At 68.3% G+C, this 18,434-nt stretch carries 15 protein-coding genes; 3 read left to right on the plus strand and 12 right to left on the minus strand.

What is annotated here, in order from left to right; all coding sequences use genetic code 11:
* Nucleotides 1–92: 92 nt before the first annotated feature.
* Entirely contained in the window at nt 93–1,685 is a 1,593-nt protein-coding gene (locus ACZ7OI_RS28080; protein WP_470267135.1) for a hypothetical protein, read from the plus strand.
* A gap of 111 nt (nt 1,686–1,796) precedes the next feature.
* Here ACZ7OI_RS28080 and ACZ7OI_RS28085 read toward each other — a convergent pair whose 3' ends face one another.
* Entirely contained in the window at nt 1,797–3,524 is a 1,728-nt protein-coding gene (locus tag ACZ7OI_RS28085) for an acyl-CoA dehydrogenase (RefSeq protein WP_470267136.1), read from the minus strand.
* 12 nt (nt 3,525–3,536) lie between these two features.
* Nucleotides 3,537–4,865, minus strand: coding sequence for a serine hydrolase domain-containing protein (locus ACZ7OI_RS28090; protein WP_470267137.1), 1,329 nt, complete (start codon nt 4,863–4,865; stop codon nt 3,537–3,539).
* A 278-nt stretch (nt 4,866–5,143) separates the two neighbouring features.
* On the opposite strand from ACZ7OI_RS28090, the gene ACZ7OI_RS28095 reads away from it, so the two are divergent.
* Entirely contained in the window at nt 5,144–6,658 is a 1,515-nt protein-coding gene (locus ACZ7OI_RS28095) for a DEAD/DEAH box helicase (protein ID WP_470267138.1), read from the plus strand.
* Between the two features lie 68 nt (nt 6,659–6,726).
* Here ACZ7OI_RS28095 and ACZ7OI_RS28100 read toward each other — a convergent pair whose 3' ends face one another.
* From ACZ7OI_RS28100 to ACZ7OI_RS28140, 9 genes are all read right to left on the minus strand, one after another.
* Complete coding sequence (locus ACZ7OI_RS28100) at nt 6,727–7,008, minus strand: hypothetical protein (RefSeq protein WP_470267139.1); 282 nt, start codon at nt 7,006–7,008, stop codon at nt 6,727–6,729.
* Nucleotides 7,009–7,049: 41 nt separating this feature from the next.
* Nucleotides 7,050–7,442: a hypothetical protein gene (locus ACZ7OI_RS28105; RefSeq protein WP_470267140.1), complete on the minus strand. Its 393-nt coding sequence runs from the start codon at nt 7,440–7,442 to the stop codon at nt 7,050–7,052.
* Between the two features lie 166 nt (nt 7,443–7,608).
* Complete coding sequence (locus ACZ7OI_RS28110) at nt 7,609–8,598, minus strand: YdcF family protein (protein ID WP_470267141.1); 990 nt, start codon at nt 8,596–8,598, stop codon at nt 7,609–7,611.
* Between the two features lie 46 nt (nt 8,599–8,644).
* Nucleotides 8,645–9,529 (minus strand): ABC transporter permease, encoded by an 885-nt coding sequence (locus tag ACZ7OI_RS28115; protein WP_470230493.1) that lies wholly within the window; start codon nt 9,527–9,529, stop codon nt 8,645–8,647.
* On the minus strand, nt 9,516–10,292 hold the full coding sequence (locus tag ACZ7OI_RS28120) for an ABC transporter ATP-binding protein (protein WP_470267142.1): 777 nt from the start codon (nt 10,290–10,292) through the stop codon (nt 9,516–9,518). Before ACZ7OI_RS28120 ends, ACZ7OI_RS28115 begins: the two co-directional genes overlap by 14 nt.
* A gap of 25 nt (nt 10,293–10,317) precedes the next feature.
* Nucleotides 10,318–11,373 carry an ABC transporter substrate-binding protein gene (locus ACZ7OI_RS28125; RefSeq protein ID WP_470267143.1) on the minus strand — a complete coding sequence of 352 codons (1,056 nt, stop codon included), beginning with the start codon at nt 11,371–11,373 and terminating at the stop codon, nt 10,318–10,320.
* A 113-nt stretch (nt 11,374–11,486) separates the two neighbouring features.
* The gene (locus ACZ7OI_RS28130; RefSeq protein WP_470267144.1) at nt 11,487–12,512 is read right to left on the minus strand and encodes an S-adenosylmethionine:tRNA ribosyltransferase-isomerase; all 1,026 of its coding nucleotides are present in this window, start codon (nt 12,510–12,512) and stop codon (nt 11,487–11,489) included.
* Nucleotides 12,509–13,183 (minus strand): SDR family NAD(P)-dependent oxidoreductase, encoded by a 675-nt coding sequence (locus ACZ7OI_RS28135; RefSeq protein ID WP_470267145.1) that lies wholly within the window; start codon nt 13,181–13,183, stop codon nt 12,509–12,511. Before ACZ7OI_RS28135 ends, ACZ7OI_RS28130 begins: the two co-directional genes overlap by 4 nt.
* 44 nt (nt 13,184–13,227) lie before the next feature.
* Complete coding sequence (locus tag ACZ7OI_RS28140) at nt 13,228–14,601, minus strand: purine-cytosine permease family protein (RefSeq protein ID WP_470267146.1); 1,374 nt, start codon at nt 14,599–14,601, stop codon at nt 13,228–13,230.
* A 101-nt stretch (nt 14,602–14,702) separates the two neighbouring features.
* On the opposite strand from ACZ7OI_RS28140, the gene ACZ7OI_RS28145 reads away from it, so the two are divergent.
* Nucleotides 14,703–15,923 carry an MFS transporter gene (locus ACZ7OI_RS28145; protein WP_470267147.1) on the plus strand — a complete coding sequence of 407 codons (1,221 nt, stop codon included), beginning with the start codon at nt 14,703–14,705 and terminating at the stop codon, nt 15,921–15,923.
* Between the two features lie 55 nt (nt 15,924–15,978).
* On the opposite strand, the gene ACZ7OI_RS28150 is transcribed toward ACZ7OI_RS28145, so the two are convergent.
* On the minus strand, nt 15,979–17,958 hold the full coding sequence (locus ACZ7OI_RS28150) for a S53 family peptidase (RefSeq protein ID WP_470267148.1): 1,980 nt from the start codon (nt 17,956–17,958) through the stop codon (nt 15,979–15,981).
* Between the last annotated feature and the right edge of the window lie 476 nt (nt 17,959–18,434).

The raw sequence follows: 18,434 nt of genomic DNA on the forward strand, positions 1-18,434 counted from the left end.
CAGGGGCGGCCTACAACCCGGCATCGTAACAAGGCCCAAGCCCGCACCGACCTATCTTCGTCGTCTTCTCGCGCCGAAGGGCGGTGGCTACCGTGCAATTGCTGTACGCGGTCTACTTCGACATCGACTCCGTTGGGGAAACCACAACGGCCTCCCCGGGGCAGGCCTTCGAGTACGGCATGGAATGCATCGCTCGCTGGCTCGACCGTCTCTCGGCGGCGCCGTTTGACGCAAGTTGCTTCCGCGCCGACGGCACCATCGAACTCCGAGAAAGCACGGACGGTCGTCCTCGGCGAGCCTCCTGGGAGGTCATCGAGGCAGCCGAGATCAGAGTCCTCCGGGTAGAGGTCACAAATCGCGACGAAGAGTCCGGCGGCGTGTTCCTTACTCGCGGCACGCTGAGCGAGGAGGCTGGCCGGACAGGTCTGCGGGTGTCGATGTCCCGCGACGTGCCAACCGCCTGGCTTTCCCCTATTCCTCCTGCCGATCTAAGACAACCGGGCATCATCCGAAGCTTCATCGACGATGAGCGGATCACCTTGCGCATCGAGCAGCAGAGCCAGGACGGTCGCTACATCCAGATCCGGTCCGATGTCCAAGTAGCCACCCTGGCGCAAGTGCTCAAGAACACGACCAGGCTTCCGATCCTCTTGATTCACACAAGGACTTGGCAGGCGCATGCAACCGCACGGACCACGGCCGCGAAAATGATCGGCCTGGTCAGAACGGTCACCCTCAACTACGCGGCATTGTCGAAGCTCGACCAGCTCGTTCCCGGGAGCGCGCCGCCTTATGCTGGAGCGCGGTTGCTTTGGAGCGAACTGAAGGCGCAAGCGCTGACCTTCGACGCGACAGTGGTGAACACTGCGGACACGGACTTGCTGAGGAACCTTCTCATGCAGCGGGTAGCACCGATAACCGCGCTGACCCGTGGCACCGACCATGCGCACCGGCGCGCGCGTAAGGCTCAGGCGCGCGCACGTCATGAAGCAGCAAACGCACGGCTCAACGACGTGGATACCCATGGCGATGCAGCCGACCAGGCCGCAACGTTGCGGTCTGCTATCCATGAACTTCGACAGGAGAATGACTATCTTTTCTCCTGGGCTGCAGAACTCGAAAGCAGAGCAGAAAGCGTGCCCGCGCTTCAAGCACAGATAGAACAGCTCAAGATCGCCCTGGTGGCTCGACAGCAAGAACCCGCGACGAACGCGACCGAGAATCCCCGGGAAACCCTGTCCGCGCTTGAGACTGGGTCGAGACCTAGCGCCAAGGCATTGTTCAAGGAAATCGAAAAACTGACCTCAGAGCGACTGGTCTTCACCGAACGGGCAGAAGCTTCCTGGAAAAGGAGCAAGTATCCCTATCCCGAGGAGATGCGTACCGCTCTCATCAAGTTGGCCGAGGTGGCAATCAAGCTTTACGACGGCTCACCGGAGAGCATGCCCCATCTCGATCTCTGGATCCACGATAATTTCGGCCTCAAAGTCGCCATGCAGGACGACACTATCCAGAAGAACAAAGTCCTGCGCCTGTTTCAATTCGAGGGACAAGAATACGATAGAACCCCGCACGTGAAGGTCCGAGACGCCGCGCCCCGGCACGAGGTAGGCAGGATCCATTTCGCGCTCGACTCAGCAGAAGGACGCATCATCGTGGACCACGTCGGCGTAAAGTTGTACTGACGGGAGACTACGTCCGGATGAAGCCACATCGTGTTCGTGCTCGCGCCGCCTGGACGACGCCGCGAGCACGAACACGGCTTAGAGCGGCCCGTCAACCGCTAGACAGCCGCACTAGGGATTCATCTCGTAAGCGCCGGAAAGATCCCGCACGATCGCCCACACCCGCTCGAACCGTTCGGCGTCCACCACCGGCTTCCTCAGCCCGGCCAGCGCCAGCTCCTGCTGCTTCTCGGTGGAGCTCGGCTTGCCGCGCAGATCGACCGCCGCGACGCTGAAGTCCTGCACCAGCACCGCGAACAGCTGGTCCAGCACATCGTCTGACACACCGGTCAGCTCAGCCTGCTCCAGGATCAGCTGGCCGTACACGACGAGAGTGAACAGCTCGGTCAGCGCGAGGCCGAAGTCCAGGTCCTTCTGCTGCGCCTCGTCCGGCGTCGCCTCGGAAAGCAACCGCACCAGCACGCCGGCCTGTTCGGTGAACCGGGCGACGTTCGGCAGGTGCTTCGCGTTCTCGTACGCCGGTTTCCAGTCGTGGAACCGGATCTTGGACAGCCCGCGCGCGGGGCCTTGACGGAACAGGAAGTCGTCGTCGGAGGCGTCGTCGCGGGTCGGCACCGCCGGGTATTCCTGCGGCGCGAACAGGTACGCGGGCATGAACTTCGCGATCAGCGCGAGGTTCACCGCGACCGTGCCCTCCAGCTTGGGCAGGCCGTCGATGTCGTTCTTGGCCATCGCGAGGTAGGTGTCGGCCTCGAAACCCTTGGCCGCCACGACATCCGCGACGAGCCCGATCACCTTCTGCGCCTCGGTGGTCACCTTCATCTTGGTGATCGGGTTGTACAGCAGGTAGCGGCGGTCCTGCTGGTTCGCCGAGCGGAAGTAGTCGATCGCGCGGTCGGAGAACAGCTTCATCCCGGTCAGCCGCGCGTAGGCCTCGACGAATTCGCGGCGCACGTGCGGGAAATCGGTGACCGGGTTGCCGTACAGGATCCGGTTCTGCGCGTGCGTGATCGCCTCGTACAGCGAATGCGTCGCCATCCCGATGCCGCCGAAGCACAGGTTGAACTTGCCGATGTTGACCGTGTTCAGCGCGGCGCTGAAGGCTTCCGGTCCGGTGTGGAGGATGTCCTCGGCGCGCACTGGGTAGTCCTCGAGCCGGAACTCCGCGACGTACATCTGCGACGGGACGATGTTCTTCACGACGTGGTAGCTCGGATGCTCGGAATCGGCGTAGAAGAACACGTACTGCTCGGGTCCTTCGACGCCCTCGATCCGGCCGAACACCGAAACCGTGCGCGCGCAGTTTCCGTTGCCGATGTAGTACTTCGACCCGCTGGCGCGGTAGCCGCCCTCGCCGTCCGGGGTGAGCACGAGGTCGGACGAGTAGATGTCCGCGCCGTGCTCCTTTTCGGACAGTCCGAACGCGCCGACGCCACCCTCGGCGAGCGCTTCCGCGGCACGCTTGCGGGCGGCGGCGTTTCCGCTCTGCCACACCGGTCCGAGGCCGAGAACAGTGACCTGGAACGGGTACCAGTAGTTGAGTCCGTAGAAGCCGAGGATTTCCGCCAGCGCGGCGATCCGGCTGGTGTCCCAGCGCTTCTCGGGATCCCCTGCCGAGTCCGCGGCCGGGGTGAGGAAGGTCGCGAACAAGCCTTCCTTGCCCGCGAACTCCAGGAAGTCGGAGTAGAACTCGCGGTCGTGATACGCCTGCGCGAGACGGCGCTTGCCGCGCGCTTCGAACCAGTCGATCGTCGCCCGCAGCAGCCGCTGGGTCTCCGGGTCGAACTTCCGGGCGTCGTAGTCGCGCGGGTTCAGCAGCGCTGTCGCCGTTTCGCTCATCGCATCTCCAGGTCAGCCGATATTACTGCCCGGTAACTTTAGCGCGGTGCGGCCGCCGAACTCCACCGCGTCCACCCGGCCGTGGTCATCGCGCCGGAAACGCGCGCTCGGCCTGCGGGTGTCCGACGCGCGGGCGAGCACGTCGTCGGCGACGAAGGCGACCTCGAACGGCGGGGCCGAGAGGATGTCCGGATCATCGGTGTCGAGGATCATCTGCGCCCAGAGCGAGCCGTCGCGTTCGGTGATCTCGAAGATGAGCGAGCCCGTCCGGTACCGCCCAGGGCAGTCGCCCGGGGCGATCGCCCTGGTCGGACGATCGCCCAGTTTCGGCAGGTCAGCCACGTTCTCCAGACACCAGTCGACGACCCGAGGGCCGAGCGCGCCGCCGCCCGCACTGTTGGTGAGCACGGTGACCGCGAGGTTCTCGCTCGGCGCCATGACGAACTCCGACAGCTGCAGGTTGCTGACGTTCCCGCCGTGCCGCACCAGCTGCGCGTCGCCGTGGCTCAGCCGCAGCCAGGACAGCCCGACTTCCTCGAACGGCAGCGCGCCCTCGCGCTGCGCGGCGTGCATCAGGCGGCGGGTCTCGTCGCTCAGCACCTCCGCGCCGGTCAACTGGAATCGAGCCCATTTCAGCTGGTCACGGGCGGTCGACCAGAGACCGCCAGCCGACGCGTCCGCCCGGGCGATGCCGACGGTGTGCGCGACCGCCGGACCGTCCTCGCGCAGCGCGTGCCCGACCGCGTGCCGCCGGGTCAGCACCTCCCAGGGCTGGAAGAACGAGTCCGTCATGCCGAGCGGCTCCAGCAGCCGGGTGCGGACCAGGTCCTCGTAGGTGCCGCCGGACACCGCCTCCGCGACGCGCCCGGCCAGCAGGAATCCGGCGTTGCAGTAGGAGAACACCTCGCCGACCGGGAACACCTGCGGCAGCTCGTCGAACTGCCGCACGGCTCGGGCGAGCGCGTCGTCGCCCCAGCCGGTGTCGACCTCGATGTCGCCGAGGAAGCCGGACGAGTGCGTGAGGAGGTGGCGCAGCGTCACGGTCTTGGTCGCGAGCGGGTCGGCGAGCCGCAGATCCGGGAGGTACTCGACCACCGGCCGGTCCAGTTCGAGCACCCCGTCCTCGACCAGCACGAGCACCGCGGCGGCGGCGAACGTCTTGCTGGTGGAGCCGATCATGAACAGGGTGTCGTCGTCCACCGGCGCGCCGGTGTCCACACTGGACACTCCCGCGGCGAGCAGAGTTTCCTTGCCCTCGTGGAAGATTCCGACTGAGACGCCGGGCACCCCCGCTTCCCGCGCCCATTCGCCCAGCAGTCCCCGGAGTTCGTCTGCGCTCATGCGGCCAGCCTCGCACCCGCCGGCGCGCCGTCGATGGTGGAAACGAACGAACATCGCCCACCCGCTTCGTCGGTTCGCGCGTGGCGGCCTGCGGGCGATATCACGTAGCCCGCTGGATCTTGGGACGGTATAGTGGACGATGCGGTCCGCTCAGTTCTGCCTCGGACCGCGTTTCACTGTTGTCGACGACCACGCGCCGCAGCCACCCGAGGCCGCGCCGGGCAGGACAACCGCGCTACGTACGGAGATACGGGACGCTTTCGCGTCCGCACCAACCCATGACGACTTTCACTGAACTCGGCCTGCCCAAGCCCCTTGTCGACGCACTCGCGGCGCAGGGCGTCACCGAGCCCTTCCCGATCCAGGCCGCCACGCTCCCGCACACGCTCGCGGGCCGTGACGTGCTCGGTCGCGGCCGCACCGGCTCCGGCAAGACCTACGGCTTCGTGCTGCCCGTGCTGGCCCGCCTGGCCGCCGGCCCGACGCGGCGGCGCCCCGGCCGTCCGCGGGCGCTGATCCTCGCCCCGACGCGCGAACTGGCCACCCAGATCGAGGCCGCGATCGTGCCCCTGGCGCGCCCGCTCGGCCTCAAGGCCACCACGATTTTCGGCGGCGTGAGCGCGAACCCGCAGATCACCCGCCTGCGCGACGGCGTCGACATCGTCGTCGCCTGCCCCGGCAGGCTCGCCGACCACATGCGCACCGGCGAAGCGAAGCTGGACAAGATCGAGATCACCGTCCTCGACGAGGCCGACCACATGGCCGACCTGGGCTTCCTGCCCGAGGTCCGGCGCATCATGGCGGCGACCCCCGAGCGCGGCCAGCGCCTGCTGTTCTCCGCGACGCTCGACAACGGCATCGACGTGCTCGCGAAGCGCTTCATGAACGACCCGATGCTGCACAGCGTCGACTCGGCGCAGTCCCCGGTCTCGACGATGACGCACCACGTGCTGCACCTCGAGGAAACCCACCGCCTGCCGGTGCTGGTCGACCTGACCGCCGCTCCGGGCCGCACCCTGGTCTTCACCCGCACGAAGCACCGCGCGAAGGCCCTCACCCGCAAACTGGTCGCGAGCGGCGTCCCCGCCGTCGAGCTGCACGGCAACCTCGGCCAGAACGCGCGCACGCGCAACCTGGAAGCGTTCTCCTCGGGCACCGCGAAAACCCTGGTGGCCACGGACATCGCCGCCCGAGGCATCCACGTGGACGACGTCACGCTGGTCATCCACGCCGACCCGCCGGTCGAGCACAAGGCGTACCTGCACCGCTCCGGCCGCACCGCGCGTGCGGGCGCGTCCGGCACGGTGGTGACGCTGATGACCGACGAGCAGGTCTCGGACGTCCGCGCGCTGACCCGGAAGGCAGGCATCTCGCCGACCACCACGCGGATCTCGCCCTCGCACCCGCTGCTGGCCGAACTGGCCCCGGGGGACCGCACGTTCACCGCGTCGCCGCGCCGTCCGGTCGTGGACAACCGTCCCAAGACGGTGACCGCTTCCGGCGCCGCACCCGGTACCGGTCGGCGTCGAGGCGCGCCTTCGGAAAACCGAGGCGGGCTCGGCGCTCGGACCGGTTCGCAGCCCCGCCGCTCCGGCGGCGGGCGTGGCGGGCCTCGGCAGGGCGGCGAGGCTCGTCCCGCGGAGCGGCAGCCAGGTCAGGCTCGCCGGGAAGACCAGCGCCGCGGTACGGGCGCCGGCCGCCGAGGCGCGGAGGGCGCTGGCCGTCGCGGATCGGGCCAGCCGCCGCGAAACCGCCGCAACGGTTCTGCCGGACGGCGGCAGTCGGAGTCCTGAGTTTTTGCTCTAGGCGGGCCGGGGACGAGTTTGTTCAGTCCTCGGCCCGTTTTGCTGTGCGGAGGACGTCAGGCGAACCAGGCGCCGATGTCCTTCCACTGGAAAGCTTCTTTCCACGATTCGTCGCAGGCAAGCCATCCGGCGATCGCGGCGGCGACCTTGTCCCGCGAGACAGTCAGCGTCTGATAGTGCCTCGTCGGCTTCCCAGCCCGGTATTCCAGCTGGTACACGCCATTATCGCGAAGCCACACCTGAATGAAGACGTTCTCCGGGTCGGCATCGCTGGCCACGACCGCGTTTCCGCCACGCGCCATGGCTTCCAGCACGGCAACGACGTTGTCCTCGGCCACGCCTTTCACCTGGACGCCGTTGGACGTCTGCAACGTCGCCTTCACCGCGCGGGCCCCGGATCCGCCCAGAACTCCGCGATTTCGTCCGTCATGCCGTGATCCCGCGGTATTTCGAACGACAAAGCGTACGGATACGGCTCCGCACGGATGCGGCGAAGCTCCTCCGCCGACAACTCCGGCAGCTTCTTCCGCCGAGCCCGCGCCAATTTCCGCGGCTTCCCCTCGTATACGCACACCGCGCCGATCGCCAGCGCCTTGCAGACCATCATTCCCGCGCCGGAAGGCGTCGAAGGGCCTTTCAGCGAGACCCAGCCAGCGATGCAGCCCAGCCGAAGCAGTTCGTCGTCGGTACACGAAACGACCCACTCCGCCGCGGCGTCCTCGCCGTACTCAAGAAGGTCTCGTCGAATCAAGCCCCGCGCTGCCGTGATCATGTGCGCCCCCTCGCGATCAGAATACCGGCGGCGGCGGTTGGCGATCCTCCTTAGACTGAGCAGCATGGAGCACCGAGGGAAAGTCGTGCGCTGGGAAGTCGACGAGGGCTGGGGCGTCATCGAATCAGCCGCCGTCGACAGTCCGGTCTGGGTGCGCACCGTCTGATCAGCTGAGCAAGAACAGCAAAAACGGCCCCACGCCCAAAAACAACAACGCGGCCGCGTTCGTCTTCCGGTACTCCAGCAGCAACGCCACGAACTCCCGCAAGAACGCGCTGGGCACGAAGTACGACGCCGTCTTCGCCCCGATCACGTTGAGCCGCAACCCCAATTGCCGCGCCAGCACCGCCGTGCGGAACACGTGGTAGTTGTTCGTCACGGCCAGGATCGGACCGGAAAACCCGCGCTGCTCAAGCAAAGCGACGCTGAACCGCAGATTCTCGCCGGTAGTCGTCGCACGATCCTCCAGCACGATCTGCTCCGAGGGAATCCCCGCCGAAATCAGGTAGCGCGCCATCGCGTCCGCCTCCGACGTCAGTTCGTCCGCTCCCTGCCCACCGGACACCACCAGCAACGCTCCCGGCGACCGCTGCTGCACCTGCACCGCGCGGTCGAGCCGGCTGGCCAGCAGGGGCGGCACCCGGTCGCCCTGCAGCCCTGAGCCGAGGACGACCACCGCGCCGGCGCTAGCGCGGCGGGTGATCCGGCTGTAGAGGATCGAGTACAGCAGCAAAGCCGTGAACAGGAACGCCAAATATCCCGTCACGAGCAGCACCGCCATCGCGGCCACCCGCAGCAACGGCTGATCGTCGAAGACCAGCGAACTCACCGCGAGGGCATACACCGCGAGCAAACCCAGCCCGGCCAGCAGCGACAGCAGGTTCGCGAGCCGCCGCCCTTCCCTCCGCAGCATCACGACGCCGTTCGCGATCAGTGCCCACGGCAGCGCCAGCGCGCCGAGCCCGCCGACGAGCGCCACCACCACGATGATCGCGATCTGGGCCCATTCGACGTGGTTGAAAAACGACAGCAGCCACAGCCCGGTGAAGCCGAGTGCGACCAGGAACCACACCGCGTTGCCGACCCGCCGCGGCTCGCGCGCGAACCGTACGACGAACACGAGCACGGAAGCCAGCGCGAAAAGCCCGGAGGTCATGGTCGGCATTCTGTCTGCCGCGTCCGGGCGGCGCGCGGGCAGGTACTCAGAGTGACGCCGTCAGGCCCCGCGCGCGCAGCACCGACCGTTCCAGCGGACGGAACACGATCAGCTCGATCGCCACCCCGACGAACAAAATCAGGAAAATCGCCGCGATCACCTTGGGCATCGAGTTGTACGAGGACCCGTCGTTCAAATACGTCCCCAGCCCGACTCCGAGGCTCGGCGAGCGCGCGATCAGTTCCGCGGCCATCAGCGAGCGCCACGAGAACGCCCAGCCCTGCTTGAGCCCGGCGAGAAACCCGGGCAGCGCGGCGGGCAGCAGGATGTGCCGGGCCGCGGCGAAGCGTCCGGCGCCCATCACCTTGCCGACGCGCGGCAGGATCGGCGGGATCTGGTCGATGCCCGACACGAGACCGTTCGCGATCGACGGGACCGAGCCGAGCAGCACGACGAAGTAAATCGCGGCGTCGTTGATGCCGAACCAGATCACCGCGGCGGGCACCCAGGCCACCGACGGCAGGCTCTGCAACCCGCTCAGCAGCGGCCCGATCGCCGCGCGCACCACGCGGACCTTCGCCACCAGGATGCCCAGCGGCGTCCCGATCACCACGCCGGCGGCGAAGCCCAGAGCGGCGCGGTGCACGGAAGTCCAGACGAAGCCGAACACCGAACCGTCGGTGACCGTGCTCCAGAACTCAGCCCAGACGTCCAGCGGCGCGGGCAGCGAGGTCTCCGGCCAGAACGCGGCGGCCCACAGGATCTGCCAAATAACCACCAGGAGCACGAGCGCGCCGAGCGGCGGCAGGAATCCGCGCACAAAGCGACGGCGCAGCGACGTGGGCCGCGCGCCGGTGGGGGTGTCGAGCCGGTCCAGGCCGGCGCCGACGGCTTCGTCGAGGTCGGGGGCCGCCTGGTCAGGCTGCGGCATGGGTGCTGATCACCTTTCGCAAATCGGCCGTGATCTCCTCGGCCAGCAGTTCACCGTCTGCGGACGGGACGTCGTCCCACTCGCGGACCACGCGGCCCGGACGCGACGACAGCAGCACGACGCGCTGTCCAAGCCGGACTGCCTCGCGCACGTCGTGCGTCACGAACAGCACGGAAGTACCGGTGCTGCGCCACACCCGCAGCAGCTCGCCCTGCAGGACGTCGCGGGTGATCGCGTCGAGCGCCGCGAACGGTTCGTCCATGAGCAGCAACGCGTTGCCGTCGTCACCGCCGACCCGGTGGGTCGCGGCCAGCGCGCGGGCCAGCGCGACCCGCTGCCGCATCCCGCCGGACAGCTCGTGCGGACGCTTGCGTGCGGCGTCGCTCAGCCGCACCAGGTCCAGCAGCTCAGCGGCCTTTTCGCGACGCTCGGAACGGCCGAACCCGGCGAGCCGCAGCGGCAGTTCCACGTTCCGGGACGCGGTCAGCCACGGCATCAGCGCGGCCTCCTGGAACATCACCGCGGGCCGCGAGGTGGTGAGAGTGATCTCGCCGGCGGACGGCTGGTCGAGACCGGCGACGAGGTTCAGCAGCGTGCTCTTGCCGCAGCCGGACGCGCCGAGCAGGCAGACGAACTCGCCCGGTTCGACGGTGAGGTCGACCCCGTCGAGCGCGGTCACCGCGTTGCCGGCGGAGCCGAACGCCTTGCCCACGCGGTCGAGGTGCACGGCGGCGGTCACTGGTCGGGCCAGGGTGGTGGTCATCGCGGATCGCCTTCCGGTCGGGACGTCACTTGGCCAGTTCGGGCGCGTTGACGGCGGGCAGCTGCTGTGCCTTGAGGACCTCGTTGAGCGGGCCGAAATCGGCGAACCCCTTCAGGTCCACCACCTTGTCGACCACGCCCGCGGTCACCGAGTCCTTGGCCAGCTGCGGGAACTGCGCGGGCACCGGGTCGGTGGTCAGTTCGATGTTCGAGAACGCGCGGTCGAGCACGGCCGGGCTGAGCGAGCTGCCGGACAGCTCCTTGAGCGCTCCGTTGACCACGGTCTTCGCCTCCGCCGGGTTCTTCTTGGCCCAGTCGATCGCCTGCAGCTCGCCCTTCAGCAGCGCGCGGACGGTGTCCGGGTGCTGCTTGAGGAACTCGCTGCGCACGATCGCGACGGTGGTCGGGAACCGGCCTTCCGGCCACAGCGACTTCTCGTCGACCAGCACCTTCGCGCCCGCGTCGGTGACCAGCCGCGACGACCACGGCTCGGGAAGCCAGCCGCCGTCGACCTCGCCCTTGCGGAACGCGTCGAGCGTCTTCGGGTTGTCCAGGTTGGTCACGTTGACCTGGCCGGTCAGGTGCTTGTCGGCGAGGAACTTCTTGAGCGCGACGTCCTGGGTGTTGGCCAGCTGCGGCGTCGCGATCGTCTTGCCCTTGAGCTGGTCGACCGAGGTGATCCCCGGCTTCACCACCAGCTGCGCGCCGCCGGTGACCGCGCCGGACACGAGCTGGATCGCGCCCTTGGACTTGGTGAAGGCGTTGATCGCCGGTCCGGAGCCGATGAACGCGACGTCCAGCGAACCGCCGAGCAGCGCGTTCACTTCGGACGGACCGGCGTTGAACGTCTGTGTCGTGAGTTTCGTGCCGCCGAGGTTCTGCGCGAAGAAGTTCTTCTTGACCCCGATGAGCGCGGGCGTGTGCGTCACGTTCGGGAAGAAGCCGACGCGCACCTCCCCGGCGGCGCCCTCGTTGGTCGCGGCCTCGGTGCGGTCCGCGCGGGAACACCCGGCGAGCGCCCCGAGCACCGTCAGCGCGGCGAGTGCGGAAGCGAGCAATCGGGTTCGCGGAAATGTACGCACAAATGGCCCTTTCGCGGTCAGCGGAACGGGGCGAGAATGACACGTTCACCCGCGAGACTGCATATGCATCCGCATCCCGGGAAATTGTGTGGGATTACTTGACAGGCCTGGCCTCACCTGCTTGTCAGGAGCGAGACGTCGCCGAACTCGTGCCACAGATACTCCCGCCGCACTGCTGCGTCGTAAGCCCGCTGCACCAACGCGGGACCGACGACCGCTTCGAGAAGCAGCAGGTGAGACGCCTCGGGCGTGTGCAGTCCGGTGAGCAAACCGTCGACCGCGCGGGCCGGCCGATCCGGACCGAGCACGAGTTCGGTCCAGCCCGCCGCCGCGGTGACGAGTCCGCCGGGATTCGCCGCCGATTCGATCGCGCGCACCGCCGTAGTCCCTACTGCGATAACGCGTCCACCCTGGTCACGCACCCAATTGACCAACGCGGCAGTCGTCGCTGGAACGCGAAAACGCTCACCGTACGGCGGTTCCCCGGCTTCCGGCGACGAGACGCCGGTGTGCAACAGGATCGGCGCGAACAGCACTCCTCTCGAGACCAGCTGAGTGACCAATTCCGCAGTGAACGGCCGGGCCGCACTCGGCATCTCCGCCGAACCCGGATCGAGCGCGAACACCGTCTGGTAATTCGGCAACGGCCACGCGCGCGGGACATAGCCGTAGCGGATCGGCCGACCGACCTTCGCGAGATACCGCGCGACCTCGCCTTCTACTTCGATCTTCGCGCGCCACAATCGTTGCGCACCAGCGACGTGCGGCTCGCGCAGCGTGACGACAGCCCCGGCGGGCAAGCCGAGCCGCTCCCCCACGCGGCCGTCGAGGAGCGGACCTCCGGGTGCGCGAAGCTCGACCACCCAGGTGCCGTCGTCGAGTTCAGTGGAGAAGTGGACGGTAATGACGCGTTCGTCTCGGACGGCGTCAACAGCAGCGGGGAGCGTGCCAGAAGTGTTGATTACCAACAGATCGCCGGGATTCAGAAAGGCAGCCAGGTCACGGAAAGTCGCGTGCTGCACGCCTTCCGGACTGGCCGCGAGCAATCGCACCTCGTCCCGGGCGAGGCCGCGCGCTTCCGGCGGAGCGGAGGCACTGCGGTCCTCGGCCAGGTCGAACCGGGTGTGCGGCGCGGTCATGACTGCACCTGCAGGTCCGCTGCTTTGAACCGGCCGCTCGGCGGACGTTCCTCCAGCAGCCGCAGGAAAGCCGGTACCGCGGTCTCCGGCAACGGCCGGTCCGAAATGTCCTCGCCGGGGAAAGCGGCCTGGTGCATGGCCGTGCGCAAATCCCCGGGATCGACGGCGTACACCGCGATGCCTGGATTTTCCACGCCCAGCACCGCGCTGACGTGGTCCAGCGCGGCCTTCGCCGAGCCGTAGCCGCCCCACCCTTCGTACGGCTCCACGGCGGCATCGGAACTGATGTTCACCAGCGCTCCCTTAGCCGAGGTGAGCGCGGGCAACAGCAGACGGGCGAGCGCGAGCGGGGCGAAAACGTTGGTGCGGAAGACGTTTTCCAGCTCGCCCGGCGGATACTCGGCCAGCGGCGGCAGCGGGCTGACGCCGAGCGTGCTGGCGTTGTTCACGAGCAGGTCGAGCCGGGGTCCGGCGGCTTCGGCGAGCCGGGCGCGATGCTCGGGGTCGGTGACGTCTCCGGGCACCGAGGTAAAACCGAGGTCCGCCGCGGCGGCGCGCAGCGTCCCCGGATCTCGTCCGGTGCCCAGCACTGTCCATTCGCGACGGACGAGAGCCGAGGCGAGCGCCCGGCCCAGACCGGCGGACGCTCCGGTGACAACAGCTACTGGCATGGGTTCCTCCAGAAGTAGGCACCTGCCAGCGTGCGACCTCTACCTTACTGGAGGTCAACCGGCCGGCGGCCGCGCAGCAGCGTGTACGCCACAAGCGAAACCACGAACCCGGCGTAGTAAGCCAGATCCGCACCGTGCAGCGCGGCGGCGACCGGTCCGGTGTAGACAGTCGTGTTCATGAACGGCACCGCCGCCGCGAAGCCCACCACGAACGCCACCAGCGCGGCCCAGCCGCGCACCGGACGTTGCAGCTCAGCGAGCACGTCGACCTCGCGGCCACGACGCGTGCGCCGCAGCCAATCCGGCACGACGACGCCGAGGAACGGCGGGATCCAGTAACTCACCACCAGCAGCACGTTCTGGAACTTCGCCGCCAGATCGCCGGTGTGCATCCAGAGAATCAGCGCGAACGCCAGCACCGTCACGACCACCGCCGACACCGGCCGGCGCACCCGCACGCCGACGGTCTGCAGCGCGAGCGAGCCGCTGTAGTCGTTCATCGCGTTGGACGACACCGCCGCCAGCGCGATCACCAGCAACGCCACCGCACCCAGCACACCCCCGCCGAGCAGCGTCGACACCCCGGCGGCGGTCTGGTCGCCCAACGCAGTGCCGAGCGCGAGGCCGATGCCCTCGCCGAGCGCGTACGAGGCGGTCAGGCCCAGCAGCGTGAACCAGAAGACACCGCTCGGCCGCGTCGCGGCAGGCAGGTAACGGCTGAAATCCGACGCATAAGGAGCCCACGAAATAGCGAGGCTGAGCGTAATAGTGGAAAACAGCACGACGGCCCCGGCGAAATCGCCGCCGGTCGCGGAATCGGCAAACGTAATCGGGTGATCAAGCACCACCTTTACGGCGAGCGCGACAAATGCGACAACCAGCACCACGCTCATCACGGCCTGGACCCGGTGGATCACCGCGTAGCCGAACACGCCGAGCGTGCATTGCAGCACCAGCACCACGAGCACCGCGGCCCAGAACGGCAGCCCAGTGAGCTGGGCCAGCGCTTCGCCGCCGAACAGGCCGACCAGCGCGTCCCACGCGATCGAGCCGAGCCATTGCACCAGGCCGGGCAGCACGACGCCGCGGCCGAACGGGAGCCGGGCGAGCGGCAGCTGGCCGGTTCCGGTGCGAGGACCCCAGGTGGACAGCCACGCGACCGGCAGCGAACCGACCACGGTGCCGATCAGCGCGATGACGAACCCGGTGGTGAAGCCGAGCCCGAGCGTCGCGCCGAGGGTGCCGGTGAACACGGCGGTCATGGTGAGGTTCGGCGCGAACCACACGCCCGCGAGCCGCCACGGCCGTCCGAACCGGTTCGCGTGCGGGATCGGGGTGATTCCGTGCGTTTCGATCGCGAAATCCCCTGCTCCGGACGGCATCCTCCCGCCGAAGACCTCAGCGTCGATCCCGCTCATTTCGTGCCCTTTCTCCCGGCTGACCCGTGAGTCTGAACCGCGGTGCCCGGCCTCGCCAATACTCTGTGGCGTTCCCGACCCGTTCTCGGCAGGATCGCGGGGTGGGGGAAGCACCGCGCACGCCGCTGCGCCATCGCGCATTTGCCATTTTCTACACCGGACGGCTGGTCTCGCTGCTGGGCAGCGCCATGACCCCGGTCGCCCTGTCGTTCGCGGTGCTGGGCAGCAGCCACAGCCCGACCGACCTCGGAATCGTGCTCGCCGCCGGGATCGTGCCGCTGCTCGCGTTCCTGCTCGTCGGCGGCGCGGTCGGCGACAAGTTCCCGCGCAACCGCGTGCTGCGGCTGTCGAACCTCGGCGCGGGCGCGGCACAGCTGATCGCCGCGGCCATCCTGATCACCGGCCACTACTCGCTGGCCGCCCTCGCCGTCACCGAGTTCCTCGGCGGGGTCTGCACCGCGTTCACCACGCCGGTGCTGCGCGGGATCGTGCCGCAGATCGTCCCGCCGGAGTCGCTGCGCCAGGCGAACTCGCTGCTGGCCACCGGGCGGAACATCACCAAGGTGGCCGGTCCGGCCGTCGCCGGGGTGCTGGTCGGCACGGTCGGCGGCGGCTGGGCGATCGCCGCCGACGGGGTGTCGTTCATCCTCGCCGCCCTGCTCTACCAGGCGATTACTCTGCCGCCGGCGGAAAGCTCCGAGCAGACCAGCGTCTTGCACAGTGTGCGGGCCGGCTGGCGGCAGTTCTGGCGGATCCCGTGGCTGTGGCGGGTGGTCACGGCGTTCACCGTCTACAACATCGTCTTCACCGGCGGCTGGCTGGTGCTCGGGCCGGGCATCGCGCAGGACACCATCGGCGCGGCCGGATGGGGCGTGGTGCTGAGCGTGCGCGCGGCGGGCGCGTTGCTGTCCGGGCTGGTGATGTACCGGCTCGCGCCTCGACGGCTGCTGCCGCTGGGACTGGTGGCCGCCGCGCTGACCGTGCTGCCGCTGATCGCGCTCGGCCTGCACGCGGGATTCATCCTGCTGGCCGGCTCGACGTTCGTCGCCGGGTTCTGCGCGGGCGTCATGGGCGTCGCCTGGGACACGACGTTGCAGGAGAACATCCCCGGGCATCTGCTGTCGCGGATGGCCGCGTTCGACGATTTCGGTTCCTACGCGGGCATTCCGATCGGCGAGCTGCTGGCCGGACCGCTCGCCGCCGCGTTCGGCGCGCCGCAGGTGGTCCTCGTCGGCGGGATCCTCATCGCCGTCGCCGCGCTGTCGCCGCTTCGCTCCCCCGCCGTCCGCGCGCTGCGGCACCCGCCGGTCCGCGTGCCGTGAACGCAAGGAAGGGCCTGCCCGGAAATCCAGGCAGGCCCTTCCTTTCACCCCTCGGTCACACCAGCAGCAGGAACGCCACTCCGTTCGGCGAGCCGAGGCCCGTCACGTCGTCGTAGCCCTTGGTCGTGTGGATCGTCAGGTTCGGGTAGTCGAGCACCCGGGCCGAGGTCTTCAGCCCGCCCGAGGCGTCGGTCCCGTTGGCGAAGTCCACACGCTGCACCGCGCCGTCGACGTGCTGCACGTCGTGGATCGCCGACGTGCGCGACGTCAGCTGGTACAGCACCGGGTTGATGAACCCGTGGTGGAAGTGGTCGAGGCTGTCGGCCACCGCCATCACGCCCGCGAACACCGGCGACGCCAGGCTCGTGCCGCCGATCCGGTACTGGTCGTAGTAGACGCCGTCCGGGAAGGTCTGCGTCTGGCCCACCAGGAAACCGGTGTTCGGGTCGGCGACCGCGGAGATGTCCGGGACCACGCGGCCCTTCGCGCCGCCGGTCTGGTTCTTGGTGGACAGCGCGTCCGGCACGATTCCCTTCTGGTAGAAGGGCTGGCCGAACAGCCGGCTCGTGCCGCCGCCCGCGCCGCCGTTGAACGCACCCGGGAACGCCGGGGCGTACGTGCCGCCGGTCAGCGTCGACTTGCCGGTCTCCCAACCGGTTTCGAAGATCCGCTTGCCGTCCTGGCCGACCGCCAGCGACGTGCCGCCGACCGCGGTCACCCACGGAGCCGAAGCGGAGAAGTCCGGCGACGGCGTGCCCAGCCGCGCGACCTCGTCCCCGTTGTCGCCGGAGGAGAAGTACACGCCGATGCCCTCGAGCACCGCCTGCAGCGAGATGTGGTTGAACACCTTGACCTCGGAGGCCGGGATGTCCTCGCCGGTGTCGCCGTAGGAGTTGGAGATGATGTCGGCCTTGTGGCCCGCGACGACGTAGTTCAGCGCGGTGTCCAGCGACAGGTCTTCACAGTCCTGCCCGCCGACGTAGAGGATGTTCGCGCCCGGCGCGAGCCCGTGCGCGGCCTCGACGTCCAGGGTTTCCTCGCCGTACCAGCCGGAAGCGTCGCACTGGTCCGGTCCTTCGAGCACCGGGTTGGGCGGGAAGATGTGCTGCTTGAACTGCTGCTGGGTCAGCGGGTGCGCCGGATCGTTGCGCTTGGCGTACTCCGCCGCGTCGGCGTAGATCGTCGGCGAGGCGAACGCGTCCACGATGGCGATCGTGGTGCCGCGACCGTCCGCGCCGAACTTCGCGGCCTGGTCCAGGCCGTACGCCGAACGCAGCTGCGCGGGCGTGTAACCGCACGGCGCGTAGGGAAGCTGCTTCCCGTTGTACGCAGGGTCAGTCGTGTCGGTCTTCTCGCCGTAGTACGCGCTGCAGGGTCCCGAGTTGCGGAATCCCTTGCTGGGCGGCGCGGTCGACGGGCTGCCCTGCACGCGAGACTGCTTCGTCGCCGGAGCGTCCGCACCGTCGGTGTGGTCCGGCTTGAACAGATTCGTCGCCTGGTCAACGCCGACGACGCCGAGCACGTCCTTGGCCAGCGAAGCCGGAACGGACAGGTCCTTGTCCGCCGCCCGCAACGTCTGCCCCTTGACCTGGTACTTGCCCAGGCTCACGGCGAACGCGCGCTGCACCTGGTCAGCGGTGCCGGTCGCCTCGACATACGCCCGGTTGGACGGCACCTCGCCAATGGCGAATCCGCTTGCGGACAGCCAATTCCTGACCGCGGAAACAGTCTGGTCGGAAGCGGCGAACTGATCCCGCACCTGATCCGGCGAAAGATAATGCCGGTACCCGCGACTGTTCGGATCGGACACCGACTGCGCGGCCGCCTCCGCCGCGCCCTGGTCCTTGAGGTTCAAGTAAACCCGGAAGTCCATTGTGGACGACGCAGCCGTGTCGGCCACCTTGGACTGCGGATTGGCCCAAACCGGATGCGATTGCGGAATGTCCGCCCGCCCCTGAGCCGACGCCACGGCGGGCGAAGCGGCCAAGCCGCCCACCACCGCCAGCGAAAGAAACATGGTGACGCTTCTACGCACAGCAACTCCCTCGTGTTGCGCGGCCTTCGACCCCGCCTGCCGCCGGAACGAGACTAGGACTGCCCCCGCCCGCCGGGGAAGCGTCCGGCTTTCCCGTGCGGAACCGTTATCTGCCCTCCTCATCGCGACACAAGGGACAAGTGCGACCAAAGTCCGTTTCATCCGCACTGTCCACAGCGGAATGTGCCGAAATCAGAAAAACGCCCGTTTCGCAGCCCTCCCCTCACAGCACTAGACGCCCCCGAACACCACCTACGAAGGTCGCACAATCTCGATCACCGCCCCCAAAACTCACCCATCTGCCAAACACCACTCACCCACCCACCACCAAGACCAACGCCCCCACCACCCCACGCACCAACCGCACCGCCGCACCCAACAATCGAGGCACCCAGCCCCTCCCCCGCACCCCGATACGAAGCCTCCCTGCGGTTCGGGGGTGCTTGTCAAGGCATCTTTCCCGCCTTGACAAGCAC

This window comes from Amycolatopsis sp. NPDC114503 (assembly GCF_055633655.1).